General features: G+C 68.7%; 18 protein-coding genes. 7 read left to right on the top strand and 11 right to left on the bottom strand.

Annotated features, from left to right (window positions below):
* Window positions 1-18: 18 nt before the first annotated feature.
* The 3 genes from QRN07_RS02315 (at window position 19) to QRN07_RS02325 (ending at window position 4,378) form a co-directional block, all read left to right on the top strand.
* Complete coding sequence (locus QRN07_RS02315; protein ID WP_056600457.1) at window positions 19-1,221, top strand: Gfo/Idh/MocA family protein; 1,203 nt, start codon at window positions 19-21, stop codon at window positions 1,219-1,221.
* A gap of 106 nt (window positions 1,222-1,327) precedes the next feature.
* Window positions 1,328-3,250, top strand: a complete 1,923-nt coding sequence (gene ribA, locus QRN07_RS02320; protein WP_056600455.1) for a GTP cyclohydrolase II RibA — start codon at window positions 1,328-1,330, stop codon at window positions 3,248-3,250.
* A gap of 189 nt (window positions 3,251-3,439) precedes the next feature.
* Window positions 3,440-4,378 (top strand): 5'-3' exonuclease, encoded by a 939-nt coding sequence (locus QRN07_RS02325; protein ID WP_197273546.1) that lies wholly within the window; start codon window positions 3,440-3,442, stop codon window positions 4,376-4,378.
* Between the two features lie 14 nt (window positions 4,379-4,392).
* On the opposite strand, the gene QRN07_RS02330 is transcribed toward QRN07_RS02325, so the two are convergent.
* The 7 genes from QRN07_RS02330 to QRN07_RS02360 all read right to left on the bottom strand — a co-directional run bounded on the left by QRN07_RS02330 (window position 4,393) and on the right by QRN07_RS02360 (window position 12,778).
* A complete protein-coding gene (locus tag QRN07_RS02330) occupies window positions 4,393-4,827 on the bottom strand; it encodes an iron chaperone (protein ID WP_285240272.1) in 435 nt (144 codons plus the stop codon).
* A 113-nt stretch (window positions 4,828-4,940) separates the two neighbouring features.
* The gene (locus QRN07_RS02335) at window positions 4,941-6,143 is read right to left on the bottom strand and encodes an aminotransferase-like domain-containing protein (protein WP_285240273.1); all 1,203 of its coding nucleotides are present in this window, start codon (window positions 6,141-6,143) and stop codon (window positions 4,941-4,943) included.
* Window positions 6,140-7,774 carry a dipeptide ABC transporter ATP-binding protein gene (locus QRN07_RS02340; RefSeq protein ID WP_285240274.1) on the bottom strand — a complete coding sequence of 545 codons (1,635 nt, stop codon included), beginning with the start codon at window positions 7,772-7,774 and terminating at the stop codon, window positions 6,140-6,142. The genes QRN07_RS02335 and QRN07_RS02340 overlap by 4 nt, the downstream gene beginning before the upstream one ends.
* Window positions 7,775-7,824: 50 nt before the next feature.
* Window positions 7,825-8,676: an ABC transporter permease gene (locus QRN07_RS02345; protein WP_285240275.1), complete on the bottom strand. Its 852-nt coding sequence runs from the start codon at window positions 8,674-8,676 to the stop codon at window positions 7,825-7,827.
* The gene (locus QRN07_RS02350) at window positions 8,673-9,626 is read right to left on the bottom strand and encodes an ABC transporter permease (RefSeq protein ID WP_050685160.1); all 954 of its coding nucleotides are present in this window, start codon (window positions 9,624-9,626) and stop codon (window positions 8,673-8,675) included. The genes QRN07_RS02345 and QRN07_RS02350 overlap by 4 nt, the downstream gene beginning before the upstream one ends.
* Window positions 9,627-9,678: 52 nt before the next feature.
* Window positions 9,679-11,325, bottom strand: a complete 1,647-nt coding sequence (locus tag QRN07_RS02355; protein ID WP_285240276.1) for an ABC transporter substrate-binding protein — start codon at window positions 11,323-11,325, stop codon at window positions 9,679-9,681.
* 40 nt (window positions 11,326-11,365) lie between these two features.
* Entirely contained in the window at window positions 11,366-12,778 is a 1,413-nt protein-coding gene (locus tag QRN07_RS02360; protein WP_285240277.1) for an FAD-binding oxidoreductase, read from the bottom strand.
* A 346-nt stretch (window positions 12,779-13,124) separates the two neighbouring features.
* Between QRN07_RS02360 and QRN07_RS02365 the strand changes: the two genes are divergently transcribed.
* Window positions 13,125-13,640 (top strand): flavin reductase family protein, encoded by a 516-nt coding sequence (locus QRN07_RS02365; RefSeq protein ID WP_050687784.1) that lies wholly within the window; start codon window positions 13,125-13,127, stop codon window positions 13,638-13,640.
* 10 nt (window positions 13,641-13,650) lie between these two features.
* Here the strand turns inward: QRN07_RS02365 and QRN07_RS02370 are convergent, their stop codons facing one another.
* From QRN07_RS02370 to QRN07_RS02380, 3 genes are all read right to left on the bottom strand, one after another.
* Window positions 13,651-14,262 (bottom strand): sigma-70 family RNA polymerase sigma factor, encoded by a 612-nt coding sequence (locus QRN07_RS02370; protein WP_050687786.1) that lies wholly within the window; start codon window positions 14,260-14,262, stop codon window positions 13,651-13,653.
* Between the two features lie 267 nt (window positions 14,263-14,529).
* Window positions 14,530-14,781 carry a hypothetical protein gene (locus tag QRN07_RS02375; RefSeq protein ID WP_050687788.1) on the bottom strand — a complete coding sequence of 84 codons (252 nt, stop codon included), beginning with the start codon at window positions 14,779-14,781 and terminating at the stop codon, window positions 14,530-14,532.
* 87 nt (window positions 14,782-14,868) lie between these two features.
* On the bottom strand, window positions 14,869-15,453 hold the full coding sequence (locus QRN07_RS02380; RefSeq protein WP_231686125.1) for a TetR/AcrR family transcriptional regulator: 585 nt from the start codon (window positions 15,451-15,453) through the stop codon (window positions 14,869-14,871).
* A gap of 248 nt (window positions 15,454-15,701) precedes the next feature.
* On the opposite strand from QRN07_RS02380, the gene QRN07_RS02385 reads away from it, so the two are divergent.
* From QRN07_RS02385 to QRN07_RS02395, 3 genes are all read left to right on the top strand, one after another.
* A complete protein-coding gene (locus QRN07_RS02385) occupies window positions 15,702-16,016 on the top strand; it encodes a hypothetical protein (RefSeq protein ID WP_050687789.1) in 315 nt (104 codons plus the stop codon).
* Window positions 16,017-16,122: 106 nt separating this feature from the next.
* On the top strand, window positions 16,123-18,771 hold the full coding sequence (gene hrpB / locus QRN07_RS02390; RefSeq protein WP_056600445.1) for an ATP-dependent helicase HrpB: 2,649 nt from the start codon (window positions 16,123-16,125) through the stop codon (window positions 18,769-18,771).
* Window positions 18,772-18,927: 156 nt separating this feature from the next.
* Window positions 18,928-19,077 carry a hypothetical protein gene (locus tag QRN07_RS02395; RefSeq protein ID WP_164468851.1) on the top strand — a complete coding sequence of 50 codons (150 nt, stop codon included), beginning with the start codon at window positions 18,928-18,930 and terminating at the stop codon, window positions 19,075-19,077.
* An 11-nt stretch (window positions 19,078-19,088) separates the two neighbouring features.
* Here QRN07_RS02395 and QRN07_RS02400 read toward each other — a convergent pair whose 3' ends face one another.
* Entirely contained in the window at window positions 19,089-19,778 is a 690-nt protein-coding gene (locus QRN07_RS02400; RefSeq protein ID WP_056600443.1) for an alpha/beta hydrolase family protein, read from the bottom strand.
* Window positions 19,779-19,815 lie beyond the last annotated feature (37 nt).

The raw sequence follows: 19,815 nt of genomic DNA on the forward strand, positions 1-19,815 counted from the left end.
ACAAAAGGACCCATAACAATGACGTTTTCTCTCGGCGTGGTTGGCGCCGGCCAGTTCGGCGGCCAGTTTGCCCACCTGTTTATGCTGCACCCCGGCGTCAGTGCCGTCTACGCCGTGGACGAGCGCCCGGAGCGTGCCGAAGAGGCTGTCCGGCAACACCACCTGACCGGCACCATGGCGTCCTTCGATGACCTGCTTGCCTCCGACGTGGACGCTGTGGCCATCTTCACCCAGCGCTGGACCCACGGGCCGTTGGTGGAGCGTGCGCTACGGGCCGGCAAGCATGTCTACTCGGCGGTGCCCATGGCCATCACCGAAGCCGAGATCGCGCGGATCATCGAGGCGGTACGGGAGACCGGGAAGGTGTACATGATGGGGGAGACCAGCTATTACAACCCCGCCACCGTCTATGCCCGGAACCGGCAGGCCGCGGGCGACTTCGGCCGGCTGTTCTACACCGAAGGCGACTACGTCCACGACATGGACCTGGGCTTCTACGATGCCTACGCCTACAGTGGCGGCGAGCAGTGGAAGGAAACGGCAAGCTACCCGCCCATGCTCTACCCCACCCACGCCATCGGCGGCGTGCTGGGCGCCACGGCCTCCCATGCCGTCAGCGTCAGCTGCGTCGGGGTCAGGGATGACCGCGGCGATGGCGTCTTCGACCGTGAGATCAGCATGTTCGGCAACGATTTCTCCAACGCCACCGCCCTGTTTGAAATGAGCGACGGCGGGGCCATGCGTACCAATGAGATGCGCCGGGTGGGCTACCCCTCCCACATCCGTGAATCGCGGTTCCGGTTCTTCGGCACGGAGGCCAGCTTCGAGCAGCTGGCCAACGTGACGGTGTGGCAGAACAAGGCGGCCGTGGAGGACATCTCGCACCTCATGGCGACGCAGGCCAGCATGTCCCTGGACGATCCGTCGCTGGAGAACGTGGCGCCGGAACTCCGTGACGCCTTTGTGTCCGGGCTGGCCCCTGTCCATGACAGTTTCCGGCTGCCCGCCGAATTCCAGGGCGCGCCCAACGGCCACGAGGGCAGCCACCATTTCCTGGTGGACGACTTTGTGACGGCGGTCAACTCCGGAACGCTGCCCCCGGTCAACGCCTGGACCGCCGCTCGCTTTACGCTTCCCGGCATCATTGCGCACGAATCCGCCCTCCAGAATGGCGCACGGCTGCCCATCCCCGACTTCGGGGACGCGCCGACGGCGCTCTAACCGGGAGGCGCGGGCGGCAGGTCACACGGCGAAATACTTGAAGCTTTGAGTAAACATACCTAAGATAAACTTTAAGCTTCAAGTAACTCGACCGCAGAGGACCGCCATGACCGCTGTTGCCCACACCTCCCGCCACTTCCCGGTCCCGCCCGCGGCCACCGTGCGCACCCAGGTCACCGTTCCCCTGCGTTTTTCCGACGGATACAGCACCACCGCTGACGTCCTGACCTTCCACGGCCTGGCCGACGGCAAGGAACACCTGCTGCTGGCCCTCGGACCGTGGGAGCAGGCCCTCCTCGGTGCCGACCCCGCGACCGGATCCCCGGCCGGAGCCGCCCCGCTGGTCCGGATGCACAGCGAGTGCATGACAGGGGACGTCTTCGGCAGCGAGCGCTGCGACTGCGGACCCCAACTCCGCGAAGCCGTGGAGCAGATTGCCGGCACGGGCGGCTTCCTGCTGTACCTGCGGCAGGAAGGACGGGGCATCGGACTGTATTCAAAGCTGGACGCCTATGCCCTGCAGGACACGGGGCTGGACACTTACGATGCCAACCTGGCGCTGGGCCACGCGGCTGACGAACGGGACTACACCGCCGCGGCCCAGATGCTGCACGCCCTGGGCGCCACCTCCGTGCGGCTGCTGAGCAACAACCCGGACAAGGCCGCCCAACTGGCGGGGTTCGGCATCGGCATCACCGAGTCGGTCGCCACGGGCGTGCACCTTTCGGCGGCCAACGGCCGGTACCTCGCCGCCAAGCGCGACCGGACCGCCCATACGCTGGTCCTGCCGGCCGCCGTCGAGCCCTCCGCCGTGGAGCGTTCTGCAGGAAATGCTTCCGCTGTGCCGGCGCCTGCCGGCATCCCCGATCCCGCAGACCTCCTGGCCCGGGTGGAGGCCCTGGCCCCGGCCCTGCAGTCCCGCGCTGCCAACACCGAGGCGCAGCGGCGCCTGCCGGCGGACACCGTGGCAGACCTGCATGGTGCCGGAGTCTTCCGGGTCGTGGTCCCGAAGGCCCTGGGCGGCTTCGGCATGGGCGCGGACACCTATGCAGAGGTCATCCGGCTGCTGGCCAGGGGCTGCGCCTCGACGGCCTGGACGGCAGGGCACCTGATGGAACACGCCTGGATGCTGGCGCGCTGGCCGCGTCAGATCCAGGACGAGGTGTTCAACCACGGAACCATGCCCCTGGCCGCTGCGACCAGCGCACCGGCGGGAACGGCCCGCACCGTGCCCGGCGGGCTGGCCATCACCGGGCACTGGCGCTTTGCCTCCGGCATCCTGCACTCGGAGTGGGCCCTGCTGGCCGTGGACCTCGACGGCGTTCGCCTGCAGTGCCTGGTCCCGGTGCCGGAGCTGGAACTGCAGGATGCCTGGCAAACCGACGGCCTGCGCGGAACAGGCAGCAATGACCTGCTGGCCAAGGACCTGTTTGTTCCGGGCTACCGCACCCTGGCGTGGGAGAAGTTGGCGGCGCCGGACAACCCAGGCAGCAGGATCCACCCGGAACCCCTGATCCACGCACCCATGGGGACGCTGCTGAACCTGGTGGCGCCCTCGGTGGCCCTCGGCGCTGCAGAAAGCGCCGTGGACCTGTTCCGGGACCGGCTGCAGGCCGGCGGCGGCAAAAACCCCGTGGGCCGGCAGGCAGACTCGCCGCTGGCGCAGGCACGCTTTGCCCGGGCCTTCGGACAGCTCGCCTCGGCCCGCCTGCTGTGGACGGAGGCCCTTGGCGCCATCACGACGGCGGGACCCGGGAAGGGCGCGGACCCCACCGAATCCGGGCGAGCCGAGGTCCGGCTGCTGCTGGGCCTCAGCGCCGATGCCGCCCAGGACGCGGTGCGCCTGGTTATGGCCGGTTCCGGAGCCGGCGTGCACCGGCTGGCACATCCCCTGCAGCGGATCCAGCGCGACATCGGCGTCCTGGTCAACCACCCCACCTTGAGCCTGGACCCCATCCTGGAGCGGGCCGGCCGCGACCTGCTGGTCAGTGCCGCTGGCCGTTTCCGGTCCGGTACGTCGCGGGCGTGACCCCACCCGGTAACTGTTCAATTGCCGTGGCCTGCAGGCTGCACGGGGTTCCGAAACCTGCGCGGCGATGTCCCCTGCCATGATCTCCACGTGGGGTGTTCACCTTGCAGGCGGTATCGTGGCTGGCCAGCGGGCCGGTACCGGCGTCCGGCGGTAGCCGGATCGGCAGGCGCCGTGGAAGGATCAGGTATGCCCCACCGCCTGATGTTGCTGGACACCGCGTCGCTGTACTTCCGTGCCTTCTACGGGTTGCCGGATTCCATCCGGCGGGCGGACGGGACCCCCGTGAACGCGGTCCGCGGGCTGCTGGACATGATCTCCCGGCTCACCACCGACTACCGCGCCACGCACCTTGTGGCGTGCTGGGACAACGACTGGCGGCCGCAGTGGCGGGTGGACCTGATTCCCACCTACAAAGCCCACCGGGTGGCCCAGGCGTTTCCTGACGCCACCGACGTCGAGGTGGTCCCGGACGCGCTGGAGGCGCAACTGCCCATGATCCGCGAGGTGCTGGATCTTGCCGGCATCGCCGTGGTGGGCGCCGCCAACCACGAAGCCGACGACGTTATCGGCACCTACGCCAGCCATGCGGCCTTCCCCGTGGATGTTGTCACCGGCGACCGGGACCTGTTCCAGGTCTGCGATGACCGCCGCCAGGTCCGGGTGATCTACACCGCCCGGGGCATGAAGAACCTGGACGTGATGACCGAGGAAACCGTGGTGGCCAAATACCGGGTGCTCCCGCAGCAGTACGCCGACTACGCCACCCTCCGCGGCGACGCCTCGGACGGTCTCCCCGGTGTTGCGGGGATCGGCGAAAAGACCGCAGCTACGCTGCTCCTCGACTACGGGACCCTGGCAGGACTCCTCGAAGCAGCCGCCAACCCCGCCAGCAAGATCTCCCCGGCCGTGCGGTCCAAACTGGCGGCGGCCGGGGACTACCTTGAAGCAGCCCCCGCCGTCGTCAACCTGGTGCGGGACCTGGACCTGCCTACCCTCGAGGAGGCAGGCGCGCACCTTCGTCCGGTGACCGGCGGTCCGCGGAAGGAACTGGAGCGCCTGGCCACCGAATGGAATTTGGGCGGCTCGGTCCAGCGGCTCCTGGCAGCCCTGGACCAGCGCGCCTGAAGGTTCGAGGCAGGTCAGCCGGCAGCTTTCCTGATGTGGTCAGCGATCCGCTTCTCCGTCTCCGGGGTGAGGGCGAGCAGCGCGAAGGACGTGACCCAGAGGTCGCCGTCGTCAAGGTTCGCTGACTCCTCGAACCCGACTGTGGCGTAGCGGGAGGTGAACTTGGCCGCTGCCTTGAAAAACACCACCACCTTGCCGTCCGCGTCCGTGTACGCCGGAAAGCCGTACCAGGTCTTGCGCACCAGCTGCGGGGCAACCTCGGTGACAATCCGGTCGATCCCCTCCGCGAGGACACGGTCGTCGTCAGGCATTGCCGCGATCGCGTCGCGGACTGCCTGTTCCCCTGCGGCCCGGGTTTTACCGGCTTTTTCCTCGGCCCGGAGTTCCGCGGCGCGCTGTTTGACAGCATCCCGCTCGTCCTTGGACAGCCCTGTGGTTTTTTCAGCCATGTGATCCTCCGTTAACAACTCCGCGGCGGGTGGTCCGCCTCTCCTGAATCTACTGCTCCTGACGCCGCGGCGCCCGCCGTCAGGCGATTTTCCTGGTGGCCACCCGCAGCCGGTTACTGCTGCCGCACGGCACGGCCCAGGCGCACTGCTGCTTCTTCCAGCCGCTGTGCGGGGACGTCCCCGAAGGCCAGCCGGATGTGCCGGTCAGCGTCCGTGCCGGGCCCGGAGGCGAAGAAGGAACCCCGCTGGTACTCCACGCCTTCGGCGCTGGCGGCTGCCGCCAGTGCGTCCGCGTCGATTCCGGCGTCCTGAAGGCGGGGCCACAGGAAAAGGCCGCCGCCGGGAAGGGTGGTCTGGAACGCTCCGGGGGCTTCGCGTTCCAAGGCGGCCACCAGCGTCCTTGCCCTGGTCAGGTACAGCTCCCGGGCCCGCGCCAGGGTGGCGTCAAACAGGTCCGGCTGGGACGTCAAAAGTTCGCCCACAATGGCCTGGACCAGCGTGGAGCTGTGCGAATCCTGCCGGCTGCGCAGTGCCACGAGGTCCGCGGCGAGGTGTTCGGGTGCCACCAGCCAGCCCAAGCGCAGCCCGGGGCCCAGCGTCTTGGTGAAGGTGTTGATGTGGATGACGTGGTCGGAGGTGTTGAAGGCGTCAACGCTTTCCGGTCCGCCGCTGTACCAGAGTTCTCGGTACGGGTTGTCGGCCAGGACCACAAAGCCGTAATGCTCCGCCAGCCGGACCAGCTCGGTCCGGGCCCCGGCCGGAAGTGTGCCCTGCGAGGGGTTATGGAAGTCGGGGACCGTGTACAGCGATGACGGGCGGGCACCCGCGCGGAGCCGGTCCGCGAGTTCGTCCACGTCCAGTCCGTGCGCGCCCACCCGGATGGGCAGGGTGTTTGCACCGGAGAGCTGGAGGCCGCGGAGGAAGAGCGGGAAGATGGGGTTGTCCACGGCCACCGTGTCGCCGCGTTCCACCACCGCCTGGATGCCCAGCGACAGGCCGTGGAAACCGCCGTTGGTGATAATGATCCGCTCCACCGGGACGCCTTCCCTGGCGGCAATCCAGTCCCGGAGCGGCGAAATGCCTTCGGTGCGGGAGTACTGGAGTGACGGCAGCCCCGGGCGGGACAGGACCCGGGTGGTGGCCGCAGCCAGCTCCGCGGCAGGGAGGACTCCGGGGTCCGGGATACCACCGAGCAGTTCGATGGCATCCTCCCGCCGGTCACGGAGGGTGGCGTCGCCGAAGCCTTTCGGGGCGGTGAACCCTGCGATCAGTGCTGTTTTGCGCGCCGGTGCGGGCCGGGTCGGGGTGGAAGTCATGATGCAGCCTTTACGGGTTGTTGGACGGGGCCGGCGCCGGGAATGGCCGCCAGGAGCGCCTGGGTATAGGGATGTTCCGGCCGGGAGAAGACCTGATCCACGGTGCCTTGCTCCACCACCTGTCCCCGGCGCAGGACGGACACGGTGGCCGCCACCTGGCGCACCAGTGCCAGGTCGTGCGAGACGAAGAGGTACGTCAGGCCGAGCCCCCGCTGCAGCCGGGCGAGCAGTTCGAGGATTCCGGCCTGCACGCTGACGTCCAGGGCGGAGGTGGGTTCGTCCAGGACCACAACATCGGGGCGCACCACCAGCGCGCGGGCTATGGCCACCCGCTGGCGTTGGCCGCCGGACAGTTCCGCGGGCCGGCGGCGCAGGGTCTCCGCGGGCAGGCCCACGGCTTCCAGCGCCTCGACCACCAGCGCGGCCCGGCCGGCCTTGTGGCCCACCTGGAACCGGTCCAGCGGTTCGCGGATGATCCTGCCCACCCGCCAGCTGGGATCCAGGGACGTGAACGGGTTCTGGTAGACCAGCTGGAGGTGGCGGCGGACGTCCCGCAGGGCAGCCCGGGACAGCCCGGCGGTGGGTTGGCCGCCCACCAGGATGCCGCCGTCGTCCGGTTGGTCGAGACCCAGCAGGAGCCGGACGGCCGTGGTCTTGCCGGAGCCGGACTCGCCCACCAGGGCGTGCGTCCGGCCGCGCTCCACCGTGAACGACACCTTATCCAGGGCCAGGAAGTCTTTCTTGCCGGTCCGGAACCGCTTGGTCACCCCGGCCACCTCGATCTGGGGCGCCGCCGGCTCAGTGAGGGCGGATGAGGCAGTCCGCTGGCTGCGGTACCGGTCCGGATTCAGGGCCGGGACGTCGGCCTGCAGGCTGCGTGAATACTCCGTGGCCGGGGCGGCAAACACCTCCCGCGAGGAGCCCGATTCCTGCACGGCGCCGTCCTTGAGCACCACCAGTGAGTCCGTGCGCTCCGCCGCGATGGCCAGGTCATGGGTGATCAGGAGGAGGCTGATGTCCAGCTCCTGGCGAAGGTCCGCCAGCATGTCCAGGATGAGTTTCTGGACGGTGACATCCAGGGCCGACGTCGGTTCATCCGCCACAACCAGGGCGGGCCGCGGCAGCACGGTGAGGGCGATCAGGACACGCTGCAGCATTCCGCCGGAGAGCTGGTGCGGGTAGGAGTCATAAACCCGCCGCGGGTCCGGCAGGCCCACCTGCCCGAACACGCGCAGGACGGCCTCCCGGCGTTCGTCGGCGCCTGCCGGTCCCAGCAGCGCCGCGGCTTCCTGGGCCTGGGCGCCGATGGTCCGGACCGGGTTCAGGGCGGAGCCCGGGTCCTGGGGGATGAAGCCCAGCTTCCGGCCGCGGAGGGGACGGAACTGCCGCTCCGGAACAGCCAGGACCTCCGTGCCGTCGAACCGGACACTGCCGCCGGCGGACGACCCCGAAGGCAGCAGCCGGAGGATGGCTTTGGCGATGGTGGACTTTCCGGATCCGGACTCGCCGATCAGGGCCAGGCTGCCGCCGCGGTCCAGGCTGAAGCCCACGTTGTGGACCACGTTGTTGCGCCCGTAGGCGACATTGAGCCCTGCCACCGTGAGCAGCGCTTCGTTCCGGGGTGTCGGCACTGGATTTTCCTTTCCTGCGGGGTGGACGGTTTCGAGGGGACGGACGGCGTTCACCGGGTGCTCCGCAGCCAGCGGCTGATCCTGTTGACGGCCAGGACGGTGGCCACGATCACCAGGGCGGGCGCGTAGACCAGCCACGGTGCCGTGGGGTAGGTCTTTCCGGATGCCACCAGCAGTCCCCAGTCGGACGCCGGGGGTGGATCGCCGTAGCCCAGGAACGCCAGCGACGCGATGACCAGGATGGACGTGCCGAACTGCAGCACCGCCAGCACCAGCACCGGGCGGTAGGCGTTGGGCAGCACATGGCCCAGCAGCGCCTGCAGCCGGTTGCCGCCCTGCAGGTAGGACGCTTCCACAAAAGCGGCCCGGCGGACCCGGATCACTTCCACCCGCATCAACCGGGCAAACACGGCCACGGCCGAAACGCCGGTGGCGATGGCGGCGTTGATGGTCTGGAAGCCCAGCGAGCTGACAATCACCACGGCCAGAAGGAAGCCGGGGATGGCCAGCAGCACGTCCACGAACCGGCCCAGGGTGGTGTCCACCCAGCCGCCGCGGAATCCGCTGGCAAGTCCGATGACGCTTCCCACCACCAGCCCGATGATCACTGCCACCAGGGCGCTGGTCACCGAGGAAGCGGTCCCGTGGACCACCCGGGCATATTGGTCCCGGCCCAGGTAGTCCGTGCCGAACCAGTGCTGGGCGCTGGGGGCAGCGAGCTTCGCGGCGGTTTCGCCGGTGACCGGGCTGAAGGAGGTGAAGACCCCGGGGACCAGGGACCAGAGCACCACAATGAGGAGGACCAGGAAGGACAGCGCCACCGTGGGCGGCAGGGCGGTCCTGGTGCGGAGGGACGCGGCGCCGGCGCTGCGGAGCCGGGCGAAGGTCAGGTCGGCACTCATGCGTCCACCGTTTCGTTGATCTTGACCCGCGGATCCAGCAGCGGCGTGAGGAGGTCAGCGGCGAGGTTGACGGCCACAAACACCACTGCCGAAATGGCCACTACCGCCTGCAGGACCGGTTGGTCCTCGCCGGTGACGGCTTTCTGCACCACGGTGCCGATGCCGTCGCGGCCGAAGATGGTTTCGGTGATGACTGAGCCGCCCAGAAGTTCGCCGACGATCAGGGCGATCATGGCAACCGAGGGCAGTGCGGAAGGTTTGACCAGGTGCCGGGCGAACAGCGCGGCCTCGGTAAGTCCCCGGGACCGCGCCACCTGGGCGTAGTCCTGGCGGCTTTCGTGGTCCAGGCTGGCGAGCAGGACCTCTGCCAGCGGCGCCGAGACGGGAATCGCCAGGGTGATGGCGGCGAACAGTGTGGCCGCGGCACTGTTGGGATCGGTGGTGGTGAACGAATGCAGGCGGAACGCGAACAGTTCAATCAGGACCAGCCCGATCACGAAGTTGGGGACGGACAGGAAAAATGACGGGATGGAGCGCAGCACCCCCGCCCACCGGCCGGGCGCGTAGTGGGCGCCGTAGGCGATGGCCACGGCGAAGACCAGGGCGATGACAAAGGCAGTGAACGCCAGGGTCAGGGTGGAGGGGAGCGCGTCGCCAACCAGCTGGGCCACCGGCAGGTTGGACTGCAGCGAGAAACCCAGCTGCCCGGTGAGGAACCGGCCCAGGGACAGGACCAGCTGCACCAGGACCGGCTGGTCCAGTCCGTAGTAGGCAACGATCCGCTGGATGTCTGCCTCGCTGAGCCCGTGCTGCGGGTCCCTGAGGCTGTTGGTGATGGCATCGCCCGGAAGGACGCTGATCACCAGGAACGTGAGGATGTACGCCAGCAGGACCACCACCACGGCCTGGCCGGTCCGGACCAGGGCAAAGCGGCCATAGGTGTTGGTCATCTCCGCCACCACCCAACAGTTGCCGGGGGCCGGGACGAGGTGGCCGGGCCGGTCATTTGGCGATCCAGGCGGTATAGAAGTTTGCGTAGGCCAGGCCGTTGTACTGGACGTCCCGGACCTTCGGCGAAATCAGGTACAGGCGCTGGACCAGCTGGTTCAACGGGATGAAGTAGCCCTGTTCCAGGACGTACTGCTGCAGTTCGCCGGTGACCTTTTCGCGGGATGCCCTGTCGGACGCGCTGGCGACGGCGGCGGACAACTCGTTGAGCCGGGTGTCCGAGGTGCCCACGTTGAACCCGTCCTCGCCTTTGTTCTGGCTGGTCAGGACGCCTGCCACGGTACCCACGTCCACAAAGCTGCGGGACGTCTGGAACAGCGGCGGACGGCTGGCCTGGATCGCGGCGTATCCGGCGACGTCCACCACCTTGAGGGTGACCTTGATGCCGATCCGCTTGAGCTGCTGGGCGATGAGTTCGTCCTCGGCCTTGGTGGACGGGACGTAGGGGTTCGGCGTCAGCGGGAACTCGAGGGTCTTACCGTCCTTGGTGCGGTAACCGTCGGAGCCGGTTTTCCAGCCGGCGTCGTCCAGCAGCTTGCCGGCCTTGTCCGGGTCGAAGGCGAAGGAACTGCTGTAGTCGCCTGCTTCCGGGACGTTGCCCTGGATGAAGGTGGTGGCCGCGTCCCAGTCGGGAGTGTAGACGGTGCTGCGGATTTCCTCGCGGTCAATGCCGTGCTGGATGGCCTGCCGGACGCTGACGTCGTTGGTGGGGAAGGCCTGCGTGTTGACCTGGAACCCATCCACAAAGCCCAGGTACTTGGGGGTTCCCACGGTGAAACCGGCGGCCTTGAGTGCTTCGATTTCCTGCGGTTCCACGTTGAAGGCAACATCCGCCTGGCCGGAGGCCACCGTGGAGGTCCGCACGGAGGTGTCCTTGATGACTTTAGAGGTGATGGTGTCCAGCCGGGCCGGGCCGGTGTGGCCCAGCGCTGCCGGGCCCCAGTTGTAGTCCGGCCGCTTCGCAAGCACATAGCTGTCGCCCTGCTTCCAGGACTTCAGCACAAACGGGCCGCTGCCGATTTCCTGGCTGAGGTCTGCCTGCGCCTCGGCAGGGAGGGCAAGGGTTTCCGGGCTGAGCAGGATGCAGCCGTGGTAGGCCAGGGTGGCGATGAAGCCCAGGGCGGGGGAGGAGAAGGAGACTTTGACGGTCTTCGCGTCCGCAGCTTCGGCGCCCACGTAGTTGCTGGCAGGGAAAAGGCCCACCTTGCTGATGCCCCGCTCGGGGTCCCCCTTGGCCCAGGCCTGGAGGTTTGCCACCACGGCGGCCGCGTCCAGCGGGGTGCCGTCGGAGAAGGTGACGCCGTCCTTGAGGTGGATGACGAAGTCCTTCGCCCCGTTCAGCTCCTCCCAGCTTTCGGCAACCCAGGGGCTGAGCGCACCGTTCGCGTCAACGTAGACCAGCTTGTCCGTGAGCTGGCCCCAGAGGTTTCCCTCGTAGCTGGAGATGGAGGTTTTGCTGGACACCCAGCCGGTGTCATAGCCCTGGATCAGGAAGGTGATGTTTCCGCCGTCCACGGGAGTGCCGCCGTCGGCCGGGGTGCCGGTGGCCGCGGGACCGCCGCAGGCGGTGAGGAGGGCGGTGGCGCTGATGGCGCTGAAGCCGGCAAGGAACGCGCGGCGTTTGAATTCTGTTGCATGCATGGGGGTGGTCTCCTGGAAAAGTGTGGGGATGTGAAGTGGGCTAGATGGCTTTGCCGGGGTTGAGCCGGTGGAAGGGGTCCAGGGCGGCCTTGATGGCGTGCTGGGATTCCCGGACGCGTTCAGAGAGTTCCAGCGCGGCCCAGTCCTGTTTGAGGCTGCCGATCCCGTGTTCGCCGGTGACGGTGCCGCCCAGGGCGAGGGCCACCCTGACCAGTTCCGTGGCAGCATCCTGGAGGGCTGCCGGGGGCTGGTCCTCACCCGGGCCGATCGGCAGGGTGATGAGCGGGTGCAGGTTCCCGTCTCCGGCGTGGGACACGGCGGAGATCTTCACGCCGAAGCGTGCCTCCAGCGCGGGAAACGCCGCATAGACCTCCGGCAGCCGGGATTTAGGCACAGCGATGTCCTCGCCGATGTACCAGTGGCCGGCCGGCAGCCCGCGCCCGCTGCGGCGCAGCTCCCAGAGTTGGACGGCATCCGCAGCAGGCTCCACGGTGACCCGGCCGCCCTTGGCGGTCAGGGCGTCGGTCAGGTCCGACGCCTGCCCGGCGATGCCGTAACCATCGATTTCAATGAGGATCAGCGCTGCCCCGCGGGCCCTCAGGTCCGAGCCGGAGTGGCTGTCGATGGAGTCCAGGGTGGGGGTGTCGAAGAACTCGATGGCTGCGGGCCGGACGGGGGAGAGCGTGATGGCGCCGAGCGCTGCGGCGCCCAGGGCCGTGCTGTCGAAAAACGCGGTGACGGTGTTGCGGGCCACGGGGATGGGCCGCAGGCGGACCGTGGCCCGGACCACGATGCCCAGGATTCCCTCGGAGCCCACAAACAGGGAGGTCAGATCCAGGCCCGTGACGCCTTTGATGGATCGGTGCCCCACCGTGACCAGGCTGCCGTCAGCCAGGACGACGTCGAGGGCCAGGACGGATTCCCGGGTCACCCCGTATTTGGCGCAGCGCAGCCCGCCGGCATTGGTGGCGATGTTGCCGCCGATCGAGGAGATGTCGTAGCTGGCGGGGTCCGGTGCGTAGAACAGCCCGTATGGAGCCAGCGCGGCGTTCAGGTCGGCATTGATGAGCCCCGGCTCCACCACTGCCACCTCATCCAGCGGCGAAATCTCCACAATCGCCGCCATCCGTTCGGTGGACACCACCACCTGCTCCCCAGTCGCGGTGGCGCCGCCCGACAGGCCGGTCCCCGCTCCGCGCGGCACAACACTCAGGCCCAGTTCGACGGCGAGTCGCACCACGTCCTGCACCTGGGCTGCCGTCCGGGGAAAAACCACGGCGGGCCCTGGCTGTCCGGCGCCCGCCGCGCCTGCCCTGGCGGTCGCGGCGTCGTAGCGGTACCGGTCCGTCCCGTCGGCGGGTGCCAGGAGCTCAATGGCGGGGTGGCGCTCGCCGAGTGCGCTGGCGAAAGCGTCGAGGACGCGGGGGGACGCTTCGGTTTCAACTGTTGTCATGCCGGGATCTCTCGTCGGGGCCAGTGCAACGCAGGGGAGGACCGGGCCGGGGGTTCGGGGGCCGGCCGGCGGGGTTTCAGCCCGGCAGCCACTGCGAAGTTAGCCCCGGCGCCGCGGGGGCCGCCAGTTCTCCCGACACGCGCATCAACAGTTCGCAACCGCAGTTCACGGTGGTTCGCGGCACGTCAAACAGCGTCTTTTTACGTCGCAGCGAACTGTCCCGTGACGGCAGAAGTAGTGCTGTGAATTTTCGTTGCGGCCCGCGTCCGGGCATTGCGGCGGCGCTTGAACTGAACGATTTGGGGATGGTTTGGTGAGGTAACGATCCGAACGAGAGGCCCTTCACATGACAGCTACATCAGATCTTGCGCCCCGCAGGCTTCGGGACATCTTTGGAACCTTCGCCACCGGCCTGACGGTCATCACCAGCGCAACGGACAATGGCCCGGCCGGGTTCACCTGCCAGTCGTTTGCCTCGCTCTCCCTGGAGCCGGCGCTGGTCACCTTCAGCCCGGCCCGGACGTCCAGCACCTGGCCGCTGCTCCGCGAGGCAGGCTCGTTCACCGTCAACATCCTGCCGGCAGAACACCAGCACCTGGCAGGCCAGTTTGCCCGTTCCGGGGCGGATAAATTTGCCGGCGTCAGCCACGCTGCCTCGCCGCTGGGCAACCCGGTCCTGGATGATGCGCTGGCCTGGATCGACTGCGAACTCCACGCGGAGTATGACGGCGGCGATCACACCATCGTCGTGGCAGCCGTCCGGCACCTGAGCGCACGCCAGGATGCCGAGCCGCTGCTGTTCTTCAAGGGCCGCTACGCCGGGATTTCCGCTGCTGACCGGCTGCTTGAGGTTGCCAGCTGATCTGCGGCTGTTACCCGATCTCCGAAACGCCCGGATGTTCCATGGTGACGTGGGAGCGGAGCCGTTGGAGGCCGTCCCTGATCCTGGACTTGACCGTGGGCAGCGGCACGGAGAGCTTCGCGGCGATGTCCTGGTAGGTCAACGAGCCGAAGTAGGCAAGGAGAATTGATTCGCGCTGCAGGGCTGACAGGCATGCCAACGAGGCAATGATGATTTGGGCGTCCATTTTGTCGGCCAGGTCGTCGACGAAACCGTCGCAGGCTGCCGGCGCGGACCCTGCCCATCGATGATCGCGGGTGCGGCTGCTTTGGGTTGACCTGACTTTGTCCACGGCCCTTCGGTGGGCGATGGTCATCAGCCAGGCCATCGGAGTGCCCAGGGCCGGCCGGTATTTCCCGGCGTCCTGCCAGGCAGTGATGAATACTTCCTGCACGACTTCTTCGCTGAGCGCCCGGTCAACAACAACGCGCTGGACCAGCCCGGTGACCCGGGTGGATGTCTGCCGGTAGAACTCGCTGAACGCGTGGTGGTCACCTTCGGCTGTACGCAGCAGCAACCCGGCAAGACTGTCGCCGGCCTGGTCGGTGGCGGGACAGGCGCCCTGCTCGACGGGGCCGTTCATAAGGCCTTCACCGGCAACGGACAAGCGCCCATCAACTGCCCCGACAGGGTTTCCAAGTGGACTGCCGTTGTGTCCAGCACGCGGGACCCGTGGCACTTGGAACAGCAGACGGCCACCGCGAGGGTGCCCTCCTGCCGCCCGGAAACGCTGGGCGATGCAATCTGCAGGTGCAGGTCGGTGTCACACGTGGGGCACCAGGGGCGTTTTCCCCGGGGCTGGTCCTTGTCCCGTGGAACATAGCTGCTTAACGATGTTGTCATGGCCGTCTTAAACCAATGCCGGATAGCTGGCAAGAATGTAGTCCGCGCCCGCCGGTCCCTTCATGCGCAGGCCCTGTCCAGGGCCGATGCGGTCCCTCATTGCAGCCCAGAAGATGTGCTCGGCCTGTTGGGGGTGCTGCGATAGGGTGCACCAGCTGGTGTACAGGCCGTAGAGGGAGTCCGGGGCAAGAGTCGAGTCTGACTCCTGGTCCCGGTGGGTGGCTTCCTGAAGGAACCGGTCAAACTGTGAGTACGCCATGGTGGGTCCTTGGAGGGGATGCGGTGGGCCGTCTTTGGGGTGTGGCTGCCTGGAATCGTCCCGGCAGTGGAGCAGCCGGGTCCAGACTCAGGAGAGATCCGCCATGTTGTCCTGGACCGCCCAATGGTCGGCGCCGGTGGTGCCCCCATGGCTGGCGATGAGGGCCACGGCCATGCTCTTGGCCAGGACGGCTGCATCCCTGTCGCCTTCAACCGCCGAGATGATTGAGCCCTTGGTGAGGATGTGGCATGACCGCGCGAAAACATCCGGATGGTCCAGTCCGGCCTCCTCGGCAAGGTTCCGCATAAAGGCTCTGACCTGCGCCAGGTAGCTCATCGATGCTTCCCCCAGGGGGTGGGTGGGACCCATCTCCAGCATGGTGCTTATCAGCGCACAGGCCTGGAAGTCGTCCCGGCGGAACCACCCATCCAGGACGTCGAAAATAGTCAGCAACTGGGCTGTCGGGTCCTCGGACCGCTTTCTGCATTCAGCAATGATCTGTTCAACGGTCAGGTCCTGATGACAGCGTTCCAGGAACGCGAGGACCAACACATCCTTGGCGGGGAAGTGCCCATAGAACGTGGCCTTGGCAACCCCGGCACGGGAAATAAGTTCAGCGATGCCAACATCCCGGATGCCACGCTGCGTAAATAATTCATAAGCGGCCGCCATGATGCGCTCCCGCGCGCCGGAAGGGACGGGAGCGGCAAGCGGGCCAGCTGAAGAGCTACGTGTATGTTCCATCAGGGCAGACATTACACTACCCAGACAGACCGGTCTGTACGGTGTCCCGCCAGGAAGGGACAAGTTGATCCCGGGCCGTCGCCGGCCCAGTGCCGCAAGCACCATCCGCCCGGTAGTAAGCTTGCTGAACAATATCAGTAAGCGTACTGATGAACCGGAGGATGGGAGCAGGAACCATGGGCGTAATCGTCAGCGCCGTTTGCTGGCTGGGCCTTGCCGCGAGCGGCACCCTGGTGGGCCTGGCGGCCAGCGGTAACGGGGCGCAGGGCCTCAATGGCCTACAGCTGGTTGGCCACGTGTTCCTGGGCCTCGGACTGGGGCAGTTGCTGACGCTGGGCCTGAAGGCGCTGGCCCGGCAGCTGGTGCGGAAGGCTGCCCCGCCGCGGGTGGACACCAGCCAGGAACCCGTACAGGCTCCCGTCCGGCTTGCGAGCGTCCTGCCCCTGCCGGTGCGCCGCACCGCTTCCGGGGCGGCCCGGCACGCCGCCTGACGTGCCGGGCCGCCGCGCTGGCCTGCCCCCCCCGGCCTGACCTGACGGACGCGCAGCTTGCCTGGCCGGGAACCGGTGCCCGTACAAAACCGGGCAGAATGGACGGGTGACTTCTCCTGAGGGACCCGCCCCGACGCGTCCTGGCCCCGCCTTCGACCTGGCCGCCATCGGCGCCGGCCTCGCGTTCGCCGCATCCCTGCCAGCTCTCCGGGAGGCGCTGGGCGCCGGGATGGCCGCTGTGGTGCAGGCACCACCCGGAACCGGCAAAACCACCCTTGTCCCGCCGCTGCTGGCAAACCTGCTGGGCGCAGGAAAACCAGGTACCGGCAACCTGAAGATCGTTGTTACGCAGCCCCGCCGGGTGGCTGCCCGTGCTGCTGCGCGGCGGCTATCGGCCCTGGCCGGCACCCCACTGGGTGGACCGGTGGGCTACACCGTCCGCGGCGAAAACAAGACCAGCCGGTCCACCGTCGTCGAATTTGTCACCCCGGGAATCCTGTTGCGCCGCCTGCTGGCCGATCCCGGCCTGGCGGGGGTGGCCGCCGTCGTCCTCGATGAAGTCCACGAGCGTGGCCTGGAGACGGACCTGCTGGTGGGGATGCTCGCCGAAGTCCGCGAGCTGCGCGGCGACCTGACCCTGGTGGCCATGTCCGCCACGCTTGACGCGCCCCGGTTCGCCGCGCTGCTGGCGGATTCCGACGGCGGCCGGCCGGCTCCCGTGATCGACTGCCCGTCGGCGCTGCATCCGTTGACAGTGGACTGGCAGCCGGCCGCAGGGCCGCGAGTGGATGGCCGGGGTGTGGCACGGGATTTCCTGGACCACGTGGCCGCGACGGCCGCGCAGTTCCATGCCCGCGCCCTTGCCGTCGAGCCCGGCGCTGACGCTTTGGTGTTTGTCCCGGGTGCCCGGGAGGTGGCCCAGGTTGCGGCTGCGCTGCGTGGCCGGCTGGGCAGCGGCGTTGACGTCCTGGAGCTGCACGGCCAAGCCCCCGCGGCCGACCAGGACAGCGCCGTGTCCGGCCGGCGGCAAGGCGGGAAACCACGGATCATCGTCTCCACGGACCTGGCCGAATCGTCGCTGACGGTGCCGGGGGTGCGGCTGGTGATCGATTCCGGCCTGTCCCGCGAACCCCGGCGCGACGCGGGCCGCGGCATGACGGGGCTGGTCACCGTGTCCTGCTCGCGGGCGTCGGCGGAGCAGCGGGCAGGCCGGGCCGCCCGGCAGGGGCCGGGAACAGTGGTGCGGTGCTACAGCCAGCAGGCGTTCGGAGCGGCCCCCGCCCACGTGACCCCGGAAATTGCGGTCGCGGACCTCACCGGCGCCGCCCTTACCCTTGCCTGCTGGGGCTCTCCGGGCGGCGCGGGCCTTGCCTTGCCGGACCAGCTGCCGCAGCAGGCACTGGCGGACGCCACGGCGGTGCTGCTCGAACTCGGTGCGGTGGGTGCGGACGGGCACCCCACCGCCACCGGCCGCACGCTGGCCGGCATTCCGGCGGACCCCCGCCTGGCCAGGGCCCTGCTGGCCGGCGGCACCGCCGCGGGTCCCGTCCTGGCAGCACAGGTGGTGGCAGCCGTGGCCGGGGACCACCGCGCGCGCGGCGCCGACCTCCCCGGCCTCCTGTCGCAGCTCCGTGCCGAGAGGGGCCCGGAAGGCCGGAGGTGGGCTGAGGAGTCCCGGCGGCTGCAGGACCTCGCCGCCCGGGCCGGGAACAGCGGAAAGGCGAAGGCGCCCGGTTCTTCCCGCCCTGAAGCCGGCAGCGGCGCAGAGGCGGTGGGCGCCGTGGTGGCACTGGCTTTCCCTGGCAGGGTGGCGCAACGCGTCGCCGGCGACGGGCCCGAACGCTACCTGCTGGCCTCCGGCACCCGGGCCGGGCTGCCGGCCGGGAGTTCCCTGGCCGGCCACGAGTGGCTGGCCGTGGCCGAAGTGTCCCGTGCGGAAGGCAGGGACGCTGCCGGCACGGGAGCCGTGATCCGCGCCGCCGCGCCGCTGACGGCTGCCTTGGCGGAATCCGCGGCAGCCCACCTGCTCAGCGACTCCGTGGTGGCACAGTTTGTGCAGGGACGGGTCAGCGCCCGGCGGGTCCGCAGGCTCGGCGCCATCGTCCTGGCGAGCACCCCGGTCCGGCCGTCCCCGGCGGAGGGCCGGACCGCCGTGGCGGCGGCGCTAAGAGCTGAGGGGCTTGATGTGTTGGCCTGGCCGACGGCGGCACTGGACATCCGCCGCCGGCTCGCCTTCCTGCACCGCGAGATGGGGGCGCCCTGGCCGGACATGTCGGATACGGCCCTCCTGCAGCGGCTGGATGACTGGCTGGGGCCTGAGCTGGCGGCACTGGCCGGCGGCGCCGCCGCGGGCAGCCTGGATCTTTCCCCGGCCGTGCGCCGGCTCCTGCCCTGGCCCGAAGCAGGGCGGCTGGACAGTCTGGCACCTGAGCGCCTTGAAGTTCCCAGCGGTTCCCGGATCCGGATTGAATACCCGGCCGACGCTGACGGTACCGGCCGGCCGGTGGTGGCGGTCAAGCTGCAGGAGTGTTTCGGGCTGGCCACCACACCCCGGCTGGCGGACGGCCGGGTTCCGGTCCTGTTCCATCTGCTCTCACCGGCCCGGCGTCCGCTGGCGGTTACCGATGACCTGGCGTCATTCTGGTCGGGGCCCTATGCGCAGGTCCGGGCGGAGATGCGGGGCCGCTATCCACGGCACCCCTGGCCGGAAGACCCCTGGTCGGCGCCGGCCACCGCACGGACGAAACCCCGGTAGGGCGGCCTTCCGGCGCGGGAGCAGGCCTGCCGCAAGCGCAGGGTGAGATGTCCGATACACAGCGGAAACGCCGCGTCGACCCGTTGAAACATGGTCCCGTTAGTCTCGGATCCACAGGGGCAAGGAAGCCCGAATGGACCTGGAAGGATGCACCGAATGTTTCTTTTGAACAGCCTCAGTCTTCTGCTCGACGGACGCCGCAACGACGATGGGCACGCCTTCGGCAGCAGCGCCGGCAGCAGTTTCCCGGCAGGCCGGCTCACCTCAGCCGCCTGGGAAGGCTGGTGGCACGAAGAGCAGGTCTGAGCCCGGCACCCCTACGGCTGCGGATCCAGCCGGGACAGGATGAAGGCTGCGACGGGGATGGCAGCGGCGGCACCGACGTCGAACGCGGCCCGCTTTTTGCCCGCGACGGCGAAGGAGTGGTCCCCGCCGGCCACCCATTCCAGGAAAGCATTGGTCCCTATCCCGGACACCACGCGCGTCAGGAGGTCCGGGGTGGCAAACGTGTCCCGGCTGCCCTGCAGGAAAAGCATGGGCAGCGTCAGCCCGTACAGGTGTTCGTCCCGGATTTTTTCGGGCTTTCCGGGCGGGTGCAGCGGGTAGCCCAGGTACACCAGCCCGGCGGCGGGCATTCCTTCGGCCACGGCCATGGACGCCATCCGCCCGCCGAAGGACTTGCCGCCGGCCCAGAGGTTCCCGTGGTCCCCGTGGTCCGCGGCCAGTGCAGCGGCATGGTCCATGGCGGAACGCCAGGCGGCAATGGCTACGGGTGGCCGGTCCGGGAATTTCCGGCCGGCTTCCCGGTACGGGAAATTGAAGCGCAGGCTGGCAACGCCGGCGTCGGCCAGTCCGGCGGAGAACCCGGCCAGGAACGGATGGTCCATGCCCGCGCCTGCCCCGTGCGCCACCACCAGGGTCGCGGCGGGGTGGTCGGGGCGGGTATAGGCGGCCGAAACCGCCCCGTCCGCCACGGTGATGGTGCGGGGTTCTTCTGCGATGGGCATGGATCCATCATGCCGGAAGCAACGGCCCTGCGACGGG

It is taken from the genome of Pseudarthrobacter sp. MEB009, assembly GCF_030208875.1.
Lineage (GTDB): Bacteria > Actinomycetota > Actinomycetes > Actinomycetales > Micrococcaceae > Arthrobacter.